The organism is Streptomyces sp. NPDC086077, from assembly GCF_040686175.1.
GTDB lineage: Bacteria > Actinomycetota > Actinomycetes > Streptomycetales > Streptomycetaceae > Streptomyces.
On the sequence record NZ_JBFBJT010000024.1, the window covers coordinates 1 to 15,410 of the forward strand.

Genomic DNA, 15,410 nt, shown 5'->3' on the forward strand with positions numbered 1-15,410 from the left:
AAACGCCCGGTTACATTTCGAACCCGGAAGCTAAGCCTTACAGCGCCGATGGTACTGCAGGGGGGACCCTGTGGGAGAGTAGGACGCCGCCGAACTACCTTTAGAGCTCCGGCTCTTGGGCACATGCCCAGGAGCCGGAGCTTTTTTGCGTTGAGGTAAGGTCGGGGGGCATCGTTGGCTCGTTTTCGACAGGAGGCCCCCGGTTGGAGGTCCAGGAGACCCGCGTTCAGACGGACCGGGTCCTCACCATCCCGAACATCCTCAGCATGGCCCGGCTTCTTGGCGTGCCCCTGTTTCTGTGGCTGATCCTCAGGCCCGAGTTCGGCGGGCCGAAGAGTGACGGCTGGGCGCTGCTGGTGCTGGCTCTGAGCGGGATCAGTGACTACCTGGACGGCAAACTCGCCCGGCGCTGGAACCAGATCAGCAGCCTTGGCCGGCTCCTCGATCCTGCCGCGGACCGGCTCTACATTCTCTCGACCCTGGTCGGGCTCACGTGGCGCGAGATTCTGCCCCTCTGGTTGACCGCTGTACTGCTTGCGCGGGAACTGGTGCTGCTGGTGATGGTGGGCATCCTCAGACGCCACGGCTATCCGCCGCCCCAGGTGAACTTCCTCGGCAAGGCCGCCACCTTCAACCTGATGTACGCCTTCCCGTTGCTGCTGCTCAGTGACGGAAGCGGATGGCTGACGTCACTCGCTGCGATTTTCGGATGGGCGTTCGCCGGATGGGGTACAACCCTCTACTGGTGGGCAGGAGTCCTCTACGTGGTACAGGTCCGCCGTCTGGTTCGCGCGGACGCCATGGCCGATTGAGCTCGTCGAATGCGCGGCCGCAGCGGTGCGATGGCCCGCAAGGGAAAAGTGCGGGACAATTCGGACGGGTGAAGTCGGCTAGACCGTCGTCTCTTCGAGGAGGACGCTTCCGACATGAAGGCCGTCGTGATGGCCGGTGGCGAGGGCACGCGCCTTCGTCCCATGACCTCAAGCATGCCCAAGCCGCTCCTGCCGGTGGCCAACCGGCCGATCATGGAGCATGTGCTTCGGCTGCTCAAAAGGCATGGGCTCAACGAGACAGTCGTGACTGTCCAGTTCCTTGCGTCACTGGTCAAGAACTACTTCGGTGACGGCGAAGAGCTCGGTATGGAGCTCACGTATGCCAACGAGGAGAAGCCACTCGGAACCGCCGGAAGTGTCAAAAACGCCGAAGAGGCGTTGAAGGACGACACCTTCCTTGTCATCTCCGGTGATGCCCTGACCGACTTCGACCTCACCGAACTGATCAACTTCCACAAGGAAAAGGGTGCGCTGGTCACGGTCTGTCTGACCCGTGTCCCGAATCCCTTGGAATTCGGAATCACGATCGTCGACGAAGAGGGCAAGGTCGAGCGGTTCCTTGAGAAGCCGACCTGGGGGCAGGTCTTCTCGGACACCGTGAACACCGGAATCTACGTCATGGAGCCCGAGGTCTTCGACTATGTCGAGGCCGATGTGTCCGTCGACTGGTCCGGTGAAGTCTTCCCGCAGCTCATGAAGGAGGGCAAGCCGGTATACGGCTATGTCGCCGAGGGCTATTGGGAGGATGTCGGCACGCACGAGAGCTATGTCAAGGCGCAGGCGGACGTCCTGGAGCGCAAGGTCGACGTCGAGATCGACGGCTTCGAGATCTCGCCGGGCGTGTGGGTGGCCGAAGGGGCCGAAGTACATCCCGACGCCGTGCTCCGCGGGCCGCTCTACATCGGCGACTACGCGAAGGTCGAGGCCGGCGCGGAGATACGTGAGCACACCGTCGTCGGGTCGAACGTGGTCGTCAAGAGCGGCGCGTTCCTGCACAGGGCTGTGGTGCACGACAACGTGTATGTCGGACAGCACAGCAATCTGCGCGGCTGTGTCGTCGGGAAGAACACCGACATCATGCGGGCGGCCCGCATCGAGGACGGCGCCGTCATCGGTGATGAGTGCCTCATCGGTGAAGAATCGATCGTGCAGGGAAATGTGCGGGTCTACCCGTTCAAGACGATCGAGGCCGGCGCCTTCGTCAACACCTCGGTCATCTGGGAGTCGCGGGGCCAGGCCCATCTCTTCGGTGCACGTGGCGTTTCCGGAATCCTGAACGTCGAGATCACACCGGAGCTGGCCGTACGGCTGGCCGGTGCGTACGCGACGACGCTGAAGAAGGGGTCCACCGTCACCACGGCACGTGACCACTCCCGCGGTGCCCGTGCGCTGAAGCGGGCCGTGATCTCCGCGTTGCAGGCCAGCGCCATCGACGTACGCGACCTCGAGAACGTACCGCTGCCGGTCGCTCGGCAGCAGACGGCCAGGGGCAGTGCGGGCGGGATCATGATCCGGACGACGCCCGGGGTGCCGGACTCCGTGGACATCATGTTCTTCGACGGGCAAGGTGCCGATCTTTCGCAGGCGAGTCAGCGGAAGCTGGACCGGGTCTTCGCGCGTCAGGAGTACCGACGGGCGTTTCCCGGCGAGATCGGGGATCTGCACTTCCCGTCCAGCGTCTTCGACTCCTACACCGGGTCGCTGCTGAGGAACGTCGACATCAGCGGGATCGCCGAGTCGGGACTGAAGGTCGTCGTCGACGCCTCGAACGGAAGCTCGGGGCTGGTGCTGCCCAGCCTGCTCGGCAAACTGGGTGTGGACTCGCTGACGATCAACCCGGGTCTGGACGAGTCCAGGCCGACGGAGTCGGCGGATGCGCGGCGGTCGGGGCTGGTGCGACTGGGAGAGATCGTGGCGTCCGCGCGAGCCGCGTTCGGTGTGCGGTTCGACCCCGTCGGCGAGCGGCTGTCGCTGGTCGACGAGAAGGGGCGGATCGTCGAGGACGACCGGGCGCTGCTCGTGATGCTCGACCTGGTCGCGGCCGAGCGCCGTAGCGGGCGGGTCGCGCTTCCGGTGACCACCACGAGGATCGCCGAGCAGGTCGCGGCGTACCACGGGACCCAGGTCGAGTGGACCACCACGTCACCCGACGACCTGACCCGGGTCGGCCGGGACGAGACGACCATCTTCGGCGGTGACGGCAAGGGCGGCTTCATCGTCCCCGAGTTCAGCAGCGTCTTCGACGGTACGGCGGCCTTCGTACGGCTGATCGGACTGGTGGCCCGGACGCAGCTCACGCTGAGCCAGATCGACGCGCGCATCCCGCGCGCGCACGTCCTCAAGCGGGATCTGGCGACTCCGTGGGCGGTCAAGGGTCTCGTCATGCGGCGCGTGGTCGAGGCGGCCGGAGATCGTGACGTGGACACCACGGACGGTGTGCGCGTGGTCGAGGCCGACGGGCGCTGGGTGATGGTGCTGCCCGACCCGGCCGAGGCGGTCACCCACCTGTGGGCGGAGGGGCCGGACGACGCCTCCGCGCAGGCACTGCTCGACGAGTGGTCGTCGGTCGTGGACAGCGCCGGGCGGTAAAACAGCAGCACGCGCGCGTGCCGGACAAGTGTCCCCAAAAGGGCCTGTCCGGCACGCCGGTGGGGCCATTCGGAGGTAGCGGCCGCGACGTGCGACGATGTGCGGCATGCCGCAGCAGCCGCCCGTTCGGAGCACACCCGCGCGCCCTACGCGCCCGGACGCGTCCATGTCGCTGCTCACCAACGTCATGGATCACAGCCTCGATGACGGCTACGCCGAGGCGGCGGCCCGGAAGAAGACCACCGGAGGCATGCCGAAGACGTTGCGGGCGAAGCTCGGTCTCGCCGCCGGTCTGGTGCTGGCGGCTCTGGTCGTGACCGTCGGCGCGGCCCAGGCCCGGGTGGCGGCGCCGGTCGTGGCGAAGGAGCGCGAGGAGCTCATCGACCGGATCGACCGGGAGACCGCGGCGGCGGACGAGCTGGAGAGCACCGTCGACAAGCTGCGGGAAGACGTGAGCGCCCGGCAGCGGGAGGCGCTCAAGCAGAGCGGCGGCGGAGATCAGACGGAACTGGTCGGCATCCTGTCGGGTGCCGTCGAAGTGCATGGCCCCGGCGTGAAGTTGGTCGTGAACGACGCCAAGGAGGCCACCTCCGGCGCTGACAGCGACCCGCGCGGGACGACCGGCTTCTCCGACACCGGGCGGGTGCGTGACCGTGACATGCAGCGCGTGGTGAACGGGCTGTGGGAGTCGGGCGCCGAGGCCGTCTCGATCAATGGACAGCGCCTGACGGCGCTGTCGGCGATCCGGGCCGCGGGTGACGCGATACTGGTCGACAACCGGCCGCTGGTGCCGCCGTACACGGTGCTCGCGGTGGGGGACGGCGAGGGGCTGAGCACGAAGTTCCAGAACAGCGCGGACGGGCTGTACCTGCATGCCCTGCAGGAGAACTTCGGCATCCGGACGAGCATCTCGTCGGAGGGGGAGCTGCGGTTGCCGGCCGCGCCGAGTGTGATCGTCCGCACAGCACAGCCGATAACCGAGTCAGCACAGCAGAGAAGTGAGAAAGGCACATCGTGATCGCCGTACTGGGCCTCGTCGTGGGAGTCGTGGCCGGCCTGTTGGTCCGGCCCGAGGTTCCGGCGGTCGTCGAGCCTTATCTCCCGATCGCCGTGGTGGCGGCCTTGGACGCTGTCTTCGGTGGCCTGCGGGCCATGCTCGACGGCATCTTCGACGACAAGGTCTTCGTGGTCTCGTTCCTGTCGAACGTGGTCGTCGCCGCGTTGATCGTCTTCCTGGGCGACAAGTTGGGCGTCGGCGCCCAGCTGTCCACGGGTGTGGTGGTCGTCCTCGGTATCCGGATCTTCTCCAACGCCGCGGCGATCCGTCGGCACGTCTTCCGGGCGTGAGGCCGATGAGCGATCAGGACGAGAAGGCCGGCGGGACGACGGGCGAGAACCGGCTGCGCAAGGAGCTGCCCGACGAGGTGCGGGCCGAGGCCACGCCCACGACGGACGACACGACACTCCCGGACACCGCCGGGGAAAAGACGCGGTCCGAGATCACGGGGCGGCAGCGGCTCGTCGACGGACTGTGGCCGCCGCGGATCACCCGGGCCCAACTGATCGTCGCCCTGCTGCTGTTCGGGCTCGGCTTCGGCCTGGCGGTGCAGGTCGCCTCGAACAGCGACGGCGACAGCGCCCTGCGCGGAGCCCGCCAGGAGGATCTCGTGCGGATCCTCGATGAACTGGACGACCGTACTCAGCGTCTTGAGGACGAGAAGCAGGGTCTCGAGAACCAGCGGGACGAGCTGGAGAACAGCTCGAACCAGGCCGAGGAGGCCCGGCGGCAGACGATCGAGAAGGAAAGGCAACTCGGTGTGCTGGCGGGCACGGTGGCGGCACAGGGGCCCGGCATCACGATGACCATCGACGACACGAAGGGGACGGTCGAGGCGGACATGCTGCTCGACGCGATCCAGGAGCTGCGCGCGGCCGGCGCGGAGGCGATCCAGGTGAACGGCGTGCGGGTCGTCGCGAGCACCTATCTGACGGACTCCGGGCAAAGTGTGAGCGTCGACGGGAACAAGATCAACGCTCCCTATCGTTTCAAGGTCATCGGCAAGTCGCAGGACCTCGAACCGGCGCTCAACATCCCAGGAGGCGTGGTGCAGACGCTTGAGAAGGAGCAGGCCACCGTGACTGTCGAGCGGTCGGACAAGATCGTCGTGGACGCCTTGCGAGCGGTGAAGCGACCTGACTACGCTCGGTCGTCCTCCCAGTGAACCGGCGGTGCATGGCGGACGTCCGGGGAGGGCATGAGGTTGCGGGGGGTCGGCGCACCGATTGGGTGGTGCGTGGTGGAAACTGTCTGGTGGATACGGACGTTGTGAGGATGTCCGGGTCGACCAGTGTGTGCAATCAGGGTTCGTCCTGCCCCACGGGCGGGTCTGTTTCGGTCAAGGGGAATCGCCCGTGAAGTTGTTTGCGAAGTTGTTCGGCAAGAGCGCGCGAGAGGGTCGCGAAAACGCGACCGCTCGGCATCGCGCACAGCCTGACGCGGAGGGCCAGCGCCCGCTGTTCCGGGACCAGGTCGCTGGTCCGGGTGGCGACATTTCCGGTGGTCAGGGCGCGCCGTCGGTTGACCCTGCCCAGGCCGGCGGCATAGGTTTCGGGCAACCGTCAACCTCAAGTGCGGGTGGAGGGTTTTCCGCCGACCCGTACGCGTCCCACGCCCCTGCGGGGCAGCCGCGGCAGGAGGATCCGTCCATGTCGGCCCTGGTTTGTACGAGGTGCGGTAACCGCAACGCGGAGAGCAGCCGCTTCTGTTCCAACTGCGGTGCGCCGCTGCGGCCGGGGGTGACGCCCGAGCGTCCGTCCGAGACGACCTCCACGATCTCCATCAGCGGTCTCGAGGCGTACGACGCCGAGGTCACCGGTCAGACACAGTTGCCCACGCTGTCTCCCGAGGCGCAGGCCGCGGTGGACGCGCTGCCGCTGGGCTCCGCGCTGCTGGTGGTGCGCCGGGGGCCGAACTCGGGCAGCCGCTTCCTGCTGGACAGCGACCTGACCACGGCCGGGCGGCACCCGCAGAGCGACATCTTCCTGGACGACGTGACGGTCTCGCGCCGCCACGTGGAGTTCCGGCGCAGCCCGGACGGGTCGTTCACGGTGGCCGACGTCGGCAGCCTGAACGGCACGTACGTCAACCGGGAGCGGATCGACCAGGTCGCTCTGTCGAACGGTGACGAGGTGCAGATCGGCAAGTACCGGCTCGTCTTCCACGCGAGCAGGCAGGGCATCTGACCCTCCTCCGGAGTCCGTCCGGAGAAACTCCGAGGGAAGTTCCATGCGTCACACACCGAGCGGCGGCTCCGGGTACGGTGCCGCCGCCACGGACAGCGGGCTGATGAGTATCGGCACGGTGTTAAACGTGCTGCGCGAGGAGTTTCCCGAGGTCACGATCTCCAAGATCCGCTTCTTGGAGTCGGAGGGGCTGATCGAGCCGCAGCGGACGCCCTCGGGGTACCGGAAGTTCGGCCCGGGGGACGTGGAGCGGCTCGGGCATGTGCTGCGGATGCAGCGGGACCACTACCTGCCGCTCAAGGTGATCCGTGAGCACCTTGACGCGATGGAGCGCGGCGAGCAGCTGCGGCTGCCGACGCTGGGCCGACAGCGTGACGGCGAGGCCGGGCTAGCCGACGGGCCGACGGCGTCCCGGATCGCACGGGCGGAGTTGCTGGCAGCGGCCGGGATCGGTGAGCGGGAGCTTTCCGAGTGGGAGTCGTACGGGCTGGTCACTCCAGTGGCGGACGGGGTCTACGACGCCGAGGCGGTCACCGTGTCGGCGCTCATCGTCGAGCTCGGGCGGTCCGGTATCGAGCCGCGGCATCTGCGCGCGATGAAGGCCGCGGCCGACCGTGAGGCCGGGCTCGTGGACCAGGTGGTGGCTCCGCTGAAGAGGCATCGGAACCCCCAGACGAGGGCGCATGCTGAGGCCCGGGCGAAGGAGCTGGCGGGGCTCACGGTGAAACTGCACGCGGCGCTGGTGCAGAGTGCGCTCGGGGTGCGGTTGCCCTGAGCGGGTTGTGTGGGGCGGTCCGTGCGAGGCGGCCTGCGGAAGTGTGCGCTCGGGCAGGGCGGGCTGTGCGTGGGCCGTGAGGATTGCCCCGGGCCCAGGCCCGGGGCCCGCTGATGGTTGCGCGGAGCCTCGGGGTCCGCCGATGGGTGCACAGGGCCAGGCGCCGGCGCCGGTTCAAGGAGCTGTGCTGCTGCCGGTGTGCCTCATGGCGGGGTCGCCGTGCGGCGTGTGGGCCCCCCTGGTGGCGGCTCGGTGAGCGGCTGAGCAAGGCCGGTGGGGGCTCAAGGGGCTGAGCTGTGTCGTGGCCCCAGGACAGGGGCGCCGGGTTGTCCGCACCTCAGGGCCCCGGATTGTCCGCGCCTCAGGAGCCGCGGGGGTATGTCCCGCTCATCAGGGGGAGCGCGCCGAGCTGGCGGGCGGCGGCCGGATCGCGTGGGGGATGACGGCCCGACTACCCAAACGTCCCGGGCACGGCCTAGGGTTGCTGTGTGAACGAGCTCGATGTCGTAGGTGTCCGGGTCGAAATGCCCTCCAACCAACCGATCGTGCTCCTGCGCGAAGTGGGAGGCGACCGTTACCTCCCCATCTGGATCGGGCCGGGGGAGGCGACGGCGATCGCCTTCGCCCAGCAGGGCATGGCCCCCGCGCGACCGCTGACCCACGACCTGTTCAAGGACGTGCTGGAGGCCGTCGGCCAGGAGCTCACCGAAGTACGCATCACGGACCTGCGTGAAGGCGTCTTCTACGCCGAGCTGGTCTTCGCCAGCGGCGTCGAGGTGAGCGCCCGCCCGTCCGATGCCATAGCGCTTGCCCTGCGCACCGGCACGCCGATCTACGGCAGTGACGGGGTGCTCGACGACGCCGGTATCGCGATCCCCGACGAGCAGGAGGACGAGGTGGAGAAGTTCCGGGAGTTCCTCGACCAGATCTCGCCCGAGGACTTCGGCAGCAGCAGCCAGTGAGTGGTGGCGGCCCGCGCGGGCCGGGGGTCCGCGGCGGGCCGGTGTGTGTCCGGGCCGTGCTCCCCGCCCCGGCACGTGCCGGCGGCGAGTGAGAGCGTCATGCGGCTTCCCGACAGAGCATTCGGCTAGCCTTTCCCCGCGATGGGGTGCGGGAAACCACTCTTAGGGTGATTATCACTCGGCGTGCCGAGTGTGGCGATCGTTGACGCACCCTTGGTGACTGCCTACCGTCGAGAAGGCAGGTCAAGGACGGAGGTCGGCGTGAGAAGCAGCGGCGACGGTACGGCTGGGGGTGCCCCCGGACGCAGTTTCGGGGAGAGCGGTCCGTACCCTCCCCCGAGCTCTCAGCTTCGCCCGAGTGGGGGGTACCCTCCGCACGGCAGGGCGAGTGATCACGCGCCGCAGCGACCTATGGCCGTTCCCGGCGGCGGAGGGGCGGCGCCCATGGCGTCCGAGGAGATCGGCTATCGAGGTCCGACGGCCTGCGCGGCCGCCGGCATCACCTATCGGCAACTGGACTACTGGGCCCGGACGGGTCTGGTCGAGCCGAGCGTGCGGCCCGCCCACGGGTCCGGCACGCAACGCCTGTACAGCTTTCGCGACGTCGTCGTTCTGAAGATCGTCAAGAGATTCCTCGACACCGGGGTGTCGCTGCAGAACATCCGCACCACCGTCCAGCACCTGCGGGAGCGTGGCTTCCGGGACCTGGAGCGGATGACGCTGATGAGCGACGGCGCCACCGTCTACGAGTGCACCTCGCCCGACGAGGTGCACGCGCTGCTCCAGGGCGGCCAGGGGATCTTCGGGATCGCCGTCGGCGTGGTCTGGCGGGACGTGGAGAGCGCCCTGTCGCAGCTGCACGGAGAACGCATCGACACCGGTGAGACGCTCCTCGGGCACAACCCGGCGGACGAGCTGGCACGGCGGCGCAACCGGGCCGTCTGAGGCACTGTCGGCGGCGGCTCGTGCCGCGCGGGCGTTGTCAGTGGCATGAGGCAGCATCGGACATGTGAGAACCGCGCCCACGATCCTGCATCTCGACATGGATGCCTTCTTCGCCTCGGTGGAGCAGGCGTCCAAGCCGAGCCTGCGCGGGAAAGCCGTGATCGTGGGTGGGCTCGGGCCGCGCGGAGTGGTGGCGACCTGCTCGTACGAGGCCCGGGTGTTCGGGGTGCATTCGGCGATGCCGATGGGCCAGGCGCGCCGGCTCGCGCCGAACGCCGCCTATCTGGTGCCGCGCTTCGGGTTGTACCGGACGATCAGCGAGCAGGTGATGGGCCTGCTGCGGGCACTGTCGCCGCTGGTGGAGCCGCTGAGCCTGGACGAGGCGTTCGTCGACCTGGAGGCCGGGGGGACGGCCTGGGACCGAGAGTCGGCGCGGCTGGCGGGCGTCAGGCTGCGGGCCGACATACGGGCCGTCACCGGCCTCACCGGGTCCGTAGGGCTCGCCGCCTCGAAGATGCTCGCGAAGATCGCCTCCGAGGAGGCCAAGCCGGACGGTCTGGTGCTGATCGAGCCGGGTACGGAGCGGGATCTGCTGGGGCCGATGTCGGTGCGGACGCTGCCGGGGGTGGGACCCGCGACGGGCGACCATCTGCGCCGGGCCGGTATCACCACGGTCGACGAGATCGCCGAGGCGGGCGAGGACGAGCTCGTACGGCTGCTGGGCAGGGCGCACGGGCACGCGCTGTACGCGATGGCGCTGGCCCTCGACGACCGGCCGGTGGTCGCCGAGCGTGAGGCGAAGTCCGTGTCGGTCGAGGACACCTACGACGTGGACATCCACGACAGGGTCCGGGTCGGGCTGGAGGTGCAGCGGCTCGCCGACCGGTGCGTGCGGCGGCTGCGCGGGGCCGGACTCTCGGGGCGGACGATCGTACTGAAGGTGCGGCGGTACGACTTCTCGACGCTGACCCGGTCCGAGACGCTGCGTGGGCCCACGGACGATCCGGCGGTGGTGCGGGAGGCGGCGGCCCGGCTGCTGGACTCCGTGGACACCACCGGGGGCGTGCGGCTGCTGGGGGTCGGGGTCAGCGGGCTGGCCGACTACACGCAGGAGGATCTGTTCGCGCAGGCGGCCGAGGAGCGGGACGAGGGGCAGGTGGAGGACGTGGCGGAAGAGCCCGAGCGGGAGGAGGCCGGGCCCGTCGAGCGGCGGTGGGCCGCCGGACACGATGTGCGGCACGCCGAGTACGGACACGGATGGGTACAGGGCAGCGGGCTGGGGAGAGTGACCGTGCGGTTCGAGACCCCCGAGTCGGAGCCGGGGCGGGTGCGGACCTTCAGGGTCGACGATCCCGCGCTGGAGCCGGCGGAGCCGCTGCCACTCGTGGCGCGAAGACCCGAGCTCCAGGGCTGAGCCTCCGGGGTCACGTCTCGTCCGAACCCGCCAGCTTGCCGAAGTCGCGGTCCGGCAGCGCCGGGGGAGCGGCCACGTCGAGGCCGTAGTGGTGGTAGAGCTGGAGTTCCTGCTCCGGGGAGAGGTGCCGGCCGACGCCGAAGTCGGGGGCGTCCTTGATCAGGGCGCGCTCGAAGGGGACGTGCAGAGTGCCGTCGATCAGCTCGCTCGGCTCCAGTGGGACGAAGGCGTCCCTGCTGAACAGGCCGGTCCGTATGGCCGCCCACTCCGGTACGCCGGTCGCGTCGTCGAGGTAGACCTCGTCGATGGTGCCGATCTTGCTGCCGTGGCGGTCGAATGCCTTGCGGCCGATCAGGTTGCGCGGATCGATGTCGGTCTGCACGGGCCCTCCACTCGCTCGCACCTCATCCGTAAGCACTACAAAAGAGCACATTGAGGAAGGCGGCCACTCGAACGCCCGGGTGTCGACCTCGCTGGTACTCTGGCAAACGGCTGCTGACCCCGTGCGGGAGAGTCCTCCGGAGACCACCACCGGGGGCGCCGAAGGAGCAAATCCTCCCCGGAATCTCTCAGGCCCACGTACCGCACGGACGAGGTCACTCTGGAAAGCAGAGCGGGTGTCACGGCTCCCGCTCTCACCGACGGTGCAAGCCGGGCGTCCTCGGGCGGCCGGTGAAGCTCTCAGGTTGAGATGACAGAGGGGGAGGCCGTCGGGGCACCCGTGCCGGGGTGTCCCTCGAAGGTCGCGTCAGACCAGGAGGCCTCCGCAATGACCGCCCAGCGCATTCCGCTCTCCGAACTCGAACAGGGCATCCCGTTCGAGCAGCGCCACATCGGGCCCGACCAGGAGGCGCGGGCCAAGATGCTCGCGCAGGTCGGCTACGGCTCGCTCGACGAGCTCACCGCCGCCGCGGTACCGGATGTGATCAAGAACGCCGACTCCCTGGATCTGCCGGGCGCGCGCACCGAGGCGGAGGTGCTGCGTGAGCTGCGCTCCCTCGCCGACCGCAACCAGGTGCTGGGTTCCATGATCGGGCTCGGCTACTACGGGACCTTCACCCCGCCGGTCGTCATGCGCAACGTCATGGAGAACCCGGCCTGGTACACCGCGTACACCCCCTATCAGCCGGAGATCTCGCAGGGCCGGCTGGAGGCGCTGCTGAACTTCCAGACCGTGGTCGCCGACCTCACCGGGCTGCCGACCTCCGGTGCCTCGCTGCTCGACGAGGGCACGGCCGCGGCCGAGGCGATGGCGCTCTCCCGGCGCATGGGGAAGAACAAGAAGGGCCTCTTCCTGGTCGACGCGGACGCGCTGCCGCAGACCATCGCCGTGATCCAGGGCCGCGCCGAGCCGACCGGGGTGGAGGTGGTCGTCGCCGACCTCGCCGAGGGCATTCCGGCTGAGGTCGCCGACCGTGAGATCAACGGTGTGCTGATCCAGTACCCGGGCGCCTCCGGGGCCGTACGCGACATCAAGGCGGTCATCGACCAGGCGCACGGGCTGGGCGCGCTCGTCACCGTCGCCGCGGATCTGCTGGCGCTGACGCTGCTGAAGTCGCCCGGTGAGCTGGGCGCGGACATCGCGGTCGGTACGACGCAGCGGTTCGGTGTGCCGATGGGCTTCGGCGGGCCGCACGCCGGTTACATGGCGGTGCAGGAGAAGTTCGCGCGCAGCCTGCCCGGACGGCTTGTGGGCGTCTCCGTCGACGCCGACGGGAACAAGGCCTACCGGCTGGCGCTCCAGACGCGAGAGCAGCACATCCGGCGCGAGAAGGCGACCAGCAACATCTGCACCGCGCAGGTGCTGCTCGCCGTGATGGCCGGGATGTACGCCGTCTACCACGGTCCCGAGGGGCTGAGGGGCATCGCGCAGCGCACCCACCGGTACGCCGCGATCCTCGCCGCGGGCCTGCGTGACGGCGGCGCCGAGATCGTCCACGGCGCCTACTTCGACACCGTCACCGCGCGGGTTCCGGGCCGGGCGGACGAGGTCACCGCCGCCGCGCGCGAGAACGGCGTCAACCTGTGGCCGATCGACGCCGACCACGTCTCCATGGCCTGTGACGAGACCACCACACGGGACCAACTGGCCGCCGTATGGGCCGCGTTCGGTGTCCAGGCGGACATCGATGCGCTGGACGGCGGCACGCAGGACGCGCTGCCCGACGGGCTGCTGCGTACCGACGCGTACCTGACGCACCCGGTCTTCCAGCAGCACCGCTCCGAGACCGCGATGCTGCGCTATCTGCGCCGGCTCTCCGACCGCGACTACGCGCTCGACCGAGGCATGATCCCGCTGGGCTCCTGCACCATGAAGCTCAACGCGACCACGGAGATGGAGCCGGTCACCTGGCCGGAGTTCGGGCAGCTGCATCCGTTCGCGCCGGCCGAGCAGGCGGCGGGATACCTGACGCTCATTCATGAGCTGGAGGACCGCCTCGCCGAGGTCACCGGGTACGACAAGGTGTCGTTGCAGCCGAACGCCGGGTCGCAGGGTGAGCTGGCCGGGCTGCTCGCCGTGCGCGGGTACCACCGGGCCAACGGCGACGCGCAGCGGACCGTGTGCCTGATCCCGTCCTCCGCGCACGGCACGAACGCCGCGAGCGCCGTCATGGCCGGCATGAAGGTCGTCGTCGTGAAGACCGCCGGGGACGGCGAGATCGACGTCGAGGACCTGCGGGCGAAGATCGAGCAGTACCGGGACGAGCTGTCGGTGCTGATGATCACGTACCCGTCCACGCACGGTGTGTTCGAGGAGCACGTCGCCGACATCTGCGCCCAGGTGCACGACGCCGGCGGTCAGGTCTACGTCGACGGGGCCAACCTCAACGCGCTGGTGGGGCTCGCGAAGCCGGGGCACTTCGGCGGCGACGTGTCCCACCTCAACCTGCACAAGACGTTCTGCATCCCGCACGGCGGCGGTGGTCCGGGCGTCGGTCCCGTGGCCGTGCGGTCGCACCTGGCGCCGTATCTGCCGAACCACCCCCTGCAGCCGGAGGCCGGACCGGAGACCGGGGTGGGGCCGATCTCGGCCGCGCCGTGGGGTTCGGCGGGCATTCTGCCGATCTCGTGGGCCTATGTGCGGCTCATGGGCGGGGAGGGCCTGAAGCGGGCCACGCAGGTGGCCGTGCTGAGCGCCAACTACATCGCCAAGCGGCTGGAGCCGCACTACCCGGTGCTGTACACCGGTCCGGGCGGGCTGGTCGCGCACGAGTGCATCATCGATCTGCGGCCGCTGACGAAGGCGACGGGCGTCAGCGTCGACGACGTGGCCAAGCGGCTGATCGACTACGGGTTCCACGCGCCGACGATGTCGTTCCCGGTGGCCGGGACGCTGATGATCGAGCCGACCGAGTCCGAGGACCTGACCGAACTCGACCGGTTCTGCGAGGCGATGATCGCGATTCGCGCGGAGATCGAGAAGGTCGGCGCGGGCGACTGGCCGGCCGACGACAACCCGCTGCGCAACGCTCCGCACACCGCCGGCCTGCTGGGCGGCGAGTGGAGCCACGCCTACTCGCGGGACGAGGCCGTCTTCCCGGCCGGGGTGTCGGTCGCCGACAAGTACTGGCCGCCGGTGCGCCGTATCGACCAGGCCTTCGGTGACCGGAACCTGGTGTGCTCCTGCCCGCCGCTGGACGCGTACGAGGACTGAGGAACGAGACGGCGTCGGTCGGGGCAGGACCGACGTCGGTGGACGAGGGCTCCCTTTGCGGGGGCCCTCGTTGTCTTCTCGGGAAGGACCCGGCGGCCGGTCAGGCCCTGTCGATGTGTACGTTTGTCGACTTGACCCGGGCCGTCGCCTCCATGCCGACCTCCAGGCCCAACTCCTCGACCGCCTCGCGGGTCAGCAGGGAGACCAGGCGGTGCGGGCCGGCCTGGATCTCGACCTGGGCGGCGACGTCGCCGAGCTTGATGGCGGTCACGATGCCGGGGAAGGCGTTGCGGGCCGAGGTGTACGGGGCCTCCTCCTCGCCGCTCCCCGTCCTGGCGAGCTCGACCGAAAACGCGGCCAGGTCCTTGCCCTCGATCAGCCGCCGACCGCTGTCGTCGCGGTGGGTGGCCACCCGGCCGGCGTCCGCCCAGCGGCGCGCGGTGTCGGGGCTCACGCCGAGGAGCCGTGCGGCCTGGCCGATGGTGTAGGAGTGCATGCCGGTCACGATAGGGCGGGGATCGCCGGGGGTGGACGGGGGGTTGGCCATTGGATATATCGCGATATAGCGTTAGTGCGTGACAGGCCGTGCCGGAGGGGCGATCGGGGTGAGGGTGTGTCAGCCGAGTTGTCGCGTGCGGGTGTGACGTCCGAGGTGAGGGCATCGCATGCGGACCGGGACCGGGTGGTCGAGGTGCTGTCCGCCGCCGCCGGGGACGGGCGGCTGACCGGCGACGAGCTGGAGGAGCGGGTGGAGGCGGCCCTGACCGCGCGCACGATGGGGGAGCTGGCCGTGCTGATCGGTGACCTGCCCGTCCCGGCCGGGGCGAAGGACGTCGTCCGCATCGAACAGGAGGGCAGTTGTGGGCGGCCGGCTCAGTTACGGGCGGGTGCCGGCCGGGGCGGCGCGGCGGGGGTGGTGGCGCTGAGGTGTGCGGCGGGCGGCGGGCGGCGGGCGGCGTGGGGATGGTGGTCGGTGGCGCTGAGGTGTGCGGCG

The 15,410-nt window shown here is 69.4% G+C and carries 13 protein-coding genes, 1 rRNA gene, 1 pseudogene and 1 riboswitch; of the genes and pseudogenes, 13 read left to right on the forward strand and 2 right to left on the reverse strand.

The window, feature by feature from the left end:
• From rrf to AB0O67_RS09975, 11 genes are all read left to right on the forward strand, one after another.
• Window positions 1–95: ribosomal RNA gene (rrf, locus tag AB0O67_RS09925) — 5S ribosomal RNA — on the forward strand; the annotation flags it as partial.
• A 108-nt stretch (window positions 96–203) separates the two neighbouring features.
• Window positions 204–812, forward strand: a complete 609-nt coding sequence (locus AB0O67_RS09930) for a CDP-alcohol phosphatidyltransferase family protein (protein ID WP_365448102.1) — start codon at window positions 204–206, stop codon at window positions 810–812.
• A gap of 114 nt (window positions 813–926) precedes the next feature.
• Window positions 927–3,422 carry a mannose-1-phosphate guanyltransferase gene (locus AB0O67_RS09935; protein WP_365448104.1) on the forward strand — a complete coding sequence of 832 codons (2,496 nt, stop codon included), beginning with the start codon at window positions 927–929 and terminating at the stop codon, window positions 3,420–3,422.
• A gap of 97 nt (window positions 3,423–3,519) precedes the next feature.
• Window positions 3,520–4,440 (forward strand): DUF881 domain-containing protein, encoded by a 921-nt coding sequence (locus tag AB0O67_RS09940; protein WP_365448106.1) that lies wholly within the window; start codon window positions 3,520–3,522, stop codon window positions 4,438–4,440.
• Window positions 4,437–4,769, forward strand: a complete 333-nt coding sequence (locus AB0O67_RS09945; RefSeq protein WP_003988855.1) for a small basic family protein — start codon at window positions 4,437–4,439, stop codon at window positions 4,767–4,769. Before AB0O67_RS09940 ends, AB0O67_RS09945 begins: the two co-directional genes overlap by 4 nt.
• A 5-nt stretch (window positions 4,770–4,774) precedes the next feature.
• Window positions 4,775–5,644 carry a DUF881 domain-containing protein gene (locus AB0O67_RS09950; RefSeq protein WP_365448108.1) on the forward strand — a complete coding sequence of 290 codons (870 nt, stop codon included), beginning with the start codon at window positions 4,775–4,777 and terminating at the stop codon, window positions 5,642–5,644.
• A gap of 61 nt (window positions 5,645–5,705) precedes the next feature.
• The gene (locus tag AB0O67_RS09955; RefSeq protein ID WP_365448110.1) at window positions 5,706–6,665 is read left to right on the forward strand and encodes an FHA domain-containing protein; all 960 of its coding nucleotides are present in this window, start codon (window positions 5,706–5,708) and stop codon (window positions 6,663–6,665) included.
• Between the two features lie 43 nt (window positions 6,666–6,708).
• Window positions 6,709–7,440 (forward strand): MerR family transcriptional regulator, encoded by a 732-nt coding sequence (locus AB0O67_RS09960; RefSeq protein WP_365448112.1) that lies wholly within the window; start codon window positions 6,709–6,711, stop codon window positions 7,438–7,440.
• Between the two features lie 488 nt (window positions 7,441–7,928).
• Window positions 7,929–8,402: a bifunctional nuclease family protein gene (locus tag AB0O67_RS09965; RefSeq protein ID WP_026281837.1), complete on the forward strand. Its 474-nt coding sequence runs from the start codon at window positions 7,929–7,931 to the stop codon at window positions 8,400–8,402.
• A 261-nt stretch (window positions 8,403–8,663) separates the two neighbouring features.
• Window positions 8,664–9,347 (forward strand): MerR family transcriptional regulator, encoded by a 684-nt coding sequence (locus tag AB0O67_RS09970; RefSeq protein ID WP_365448114.1) that lies wholly within the window; start codon window positions 8,664–8,666, stop codon window positions 9,345–9,347.
• 64 nt (window positions 9,348–9,411) lie between these two features.
• The gene (locus tag AB0O67_RS09975) at window positions 9,412–10,761 is read left to right on the forward strand and encodes a DNA polymerase IV (RefSeq protein ID WP_365448116.1); all 1,350 of its coding nucleotides are present in this window, start codon (window positions 9,412–9,414) and stop codon (window positions 10,759–10,761) included.
• Window positions 10,762–10,771: 10 nt separating this feature from the next.
• Here the strand turns inward: AB0O67_RS09975 and AB0O67_RS09980 are convergent, their stop codons facing one another.
• A complete protein-coding gene (locus tag AB0O67_RS09980) occupies window positions 10,772–11,143 on the reverse strand; it encodes a PRC-barrel domain-containing protein (protein ID WP_365448118.1) in 372 nt (123 codons plus the stop codon).
• 114 nt (window positions 11,144–11,257) lie between these two features.
• Window positions 11,258–11,356: riboswitch (glycine riboswitch) on the forward strand.
• A gap of 174 nt (window positions 11,357–11,530) precedes the next feature.
• Here AB0O67_RS09980 and gcvP point away from each other — a divergent pair.
• Window positions 11,531–14,416, forward strand: coding sequence for an aminomethyl-transferring glycine dehydrogenase (gene gcvP / locus AB0O67_RS09985; RefSeq protein ID WP_365448120.1), 2,886 nt, complete (start codon window positions 11,531–11,533; stop codon window positions 14,414–14,416).
• 100 nt (window positions 14,417–14,516) lie between these two features.
• Here gcvP and AB0O67_RS09990 read toward each other — a convergent pair whose 3' ends face one another.
• Window positions 14,517–14,912 (reverse strand): helix-turn-helix transcriptional regulator, encoded by a 396-nt coding sequence (locus AB0O67_RS09990; protein WP_365448122.1) that lies wholly within the window; start codon window positions 14,910–14,912, stop codon window positions 14,517–14,519.
• 117 nt (window positions 14,913–15,029) lie between these two features.
• Between AB0O67_RS09990 and AB0O67_RS09995 the strand changes: the two are divergent.
• A pseudogene (locus AB0O67_RS09995) lies at window positions 15,030–15,272 on the forward strand (DUF1707 domain-containing protein); the annotation flags it as partial.
• Between the last annotated feature and the right edge of the window lie 138 nt (window positions 15,273–15,410).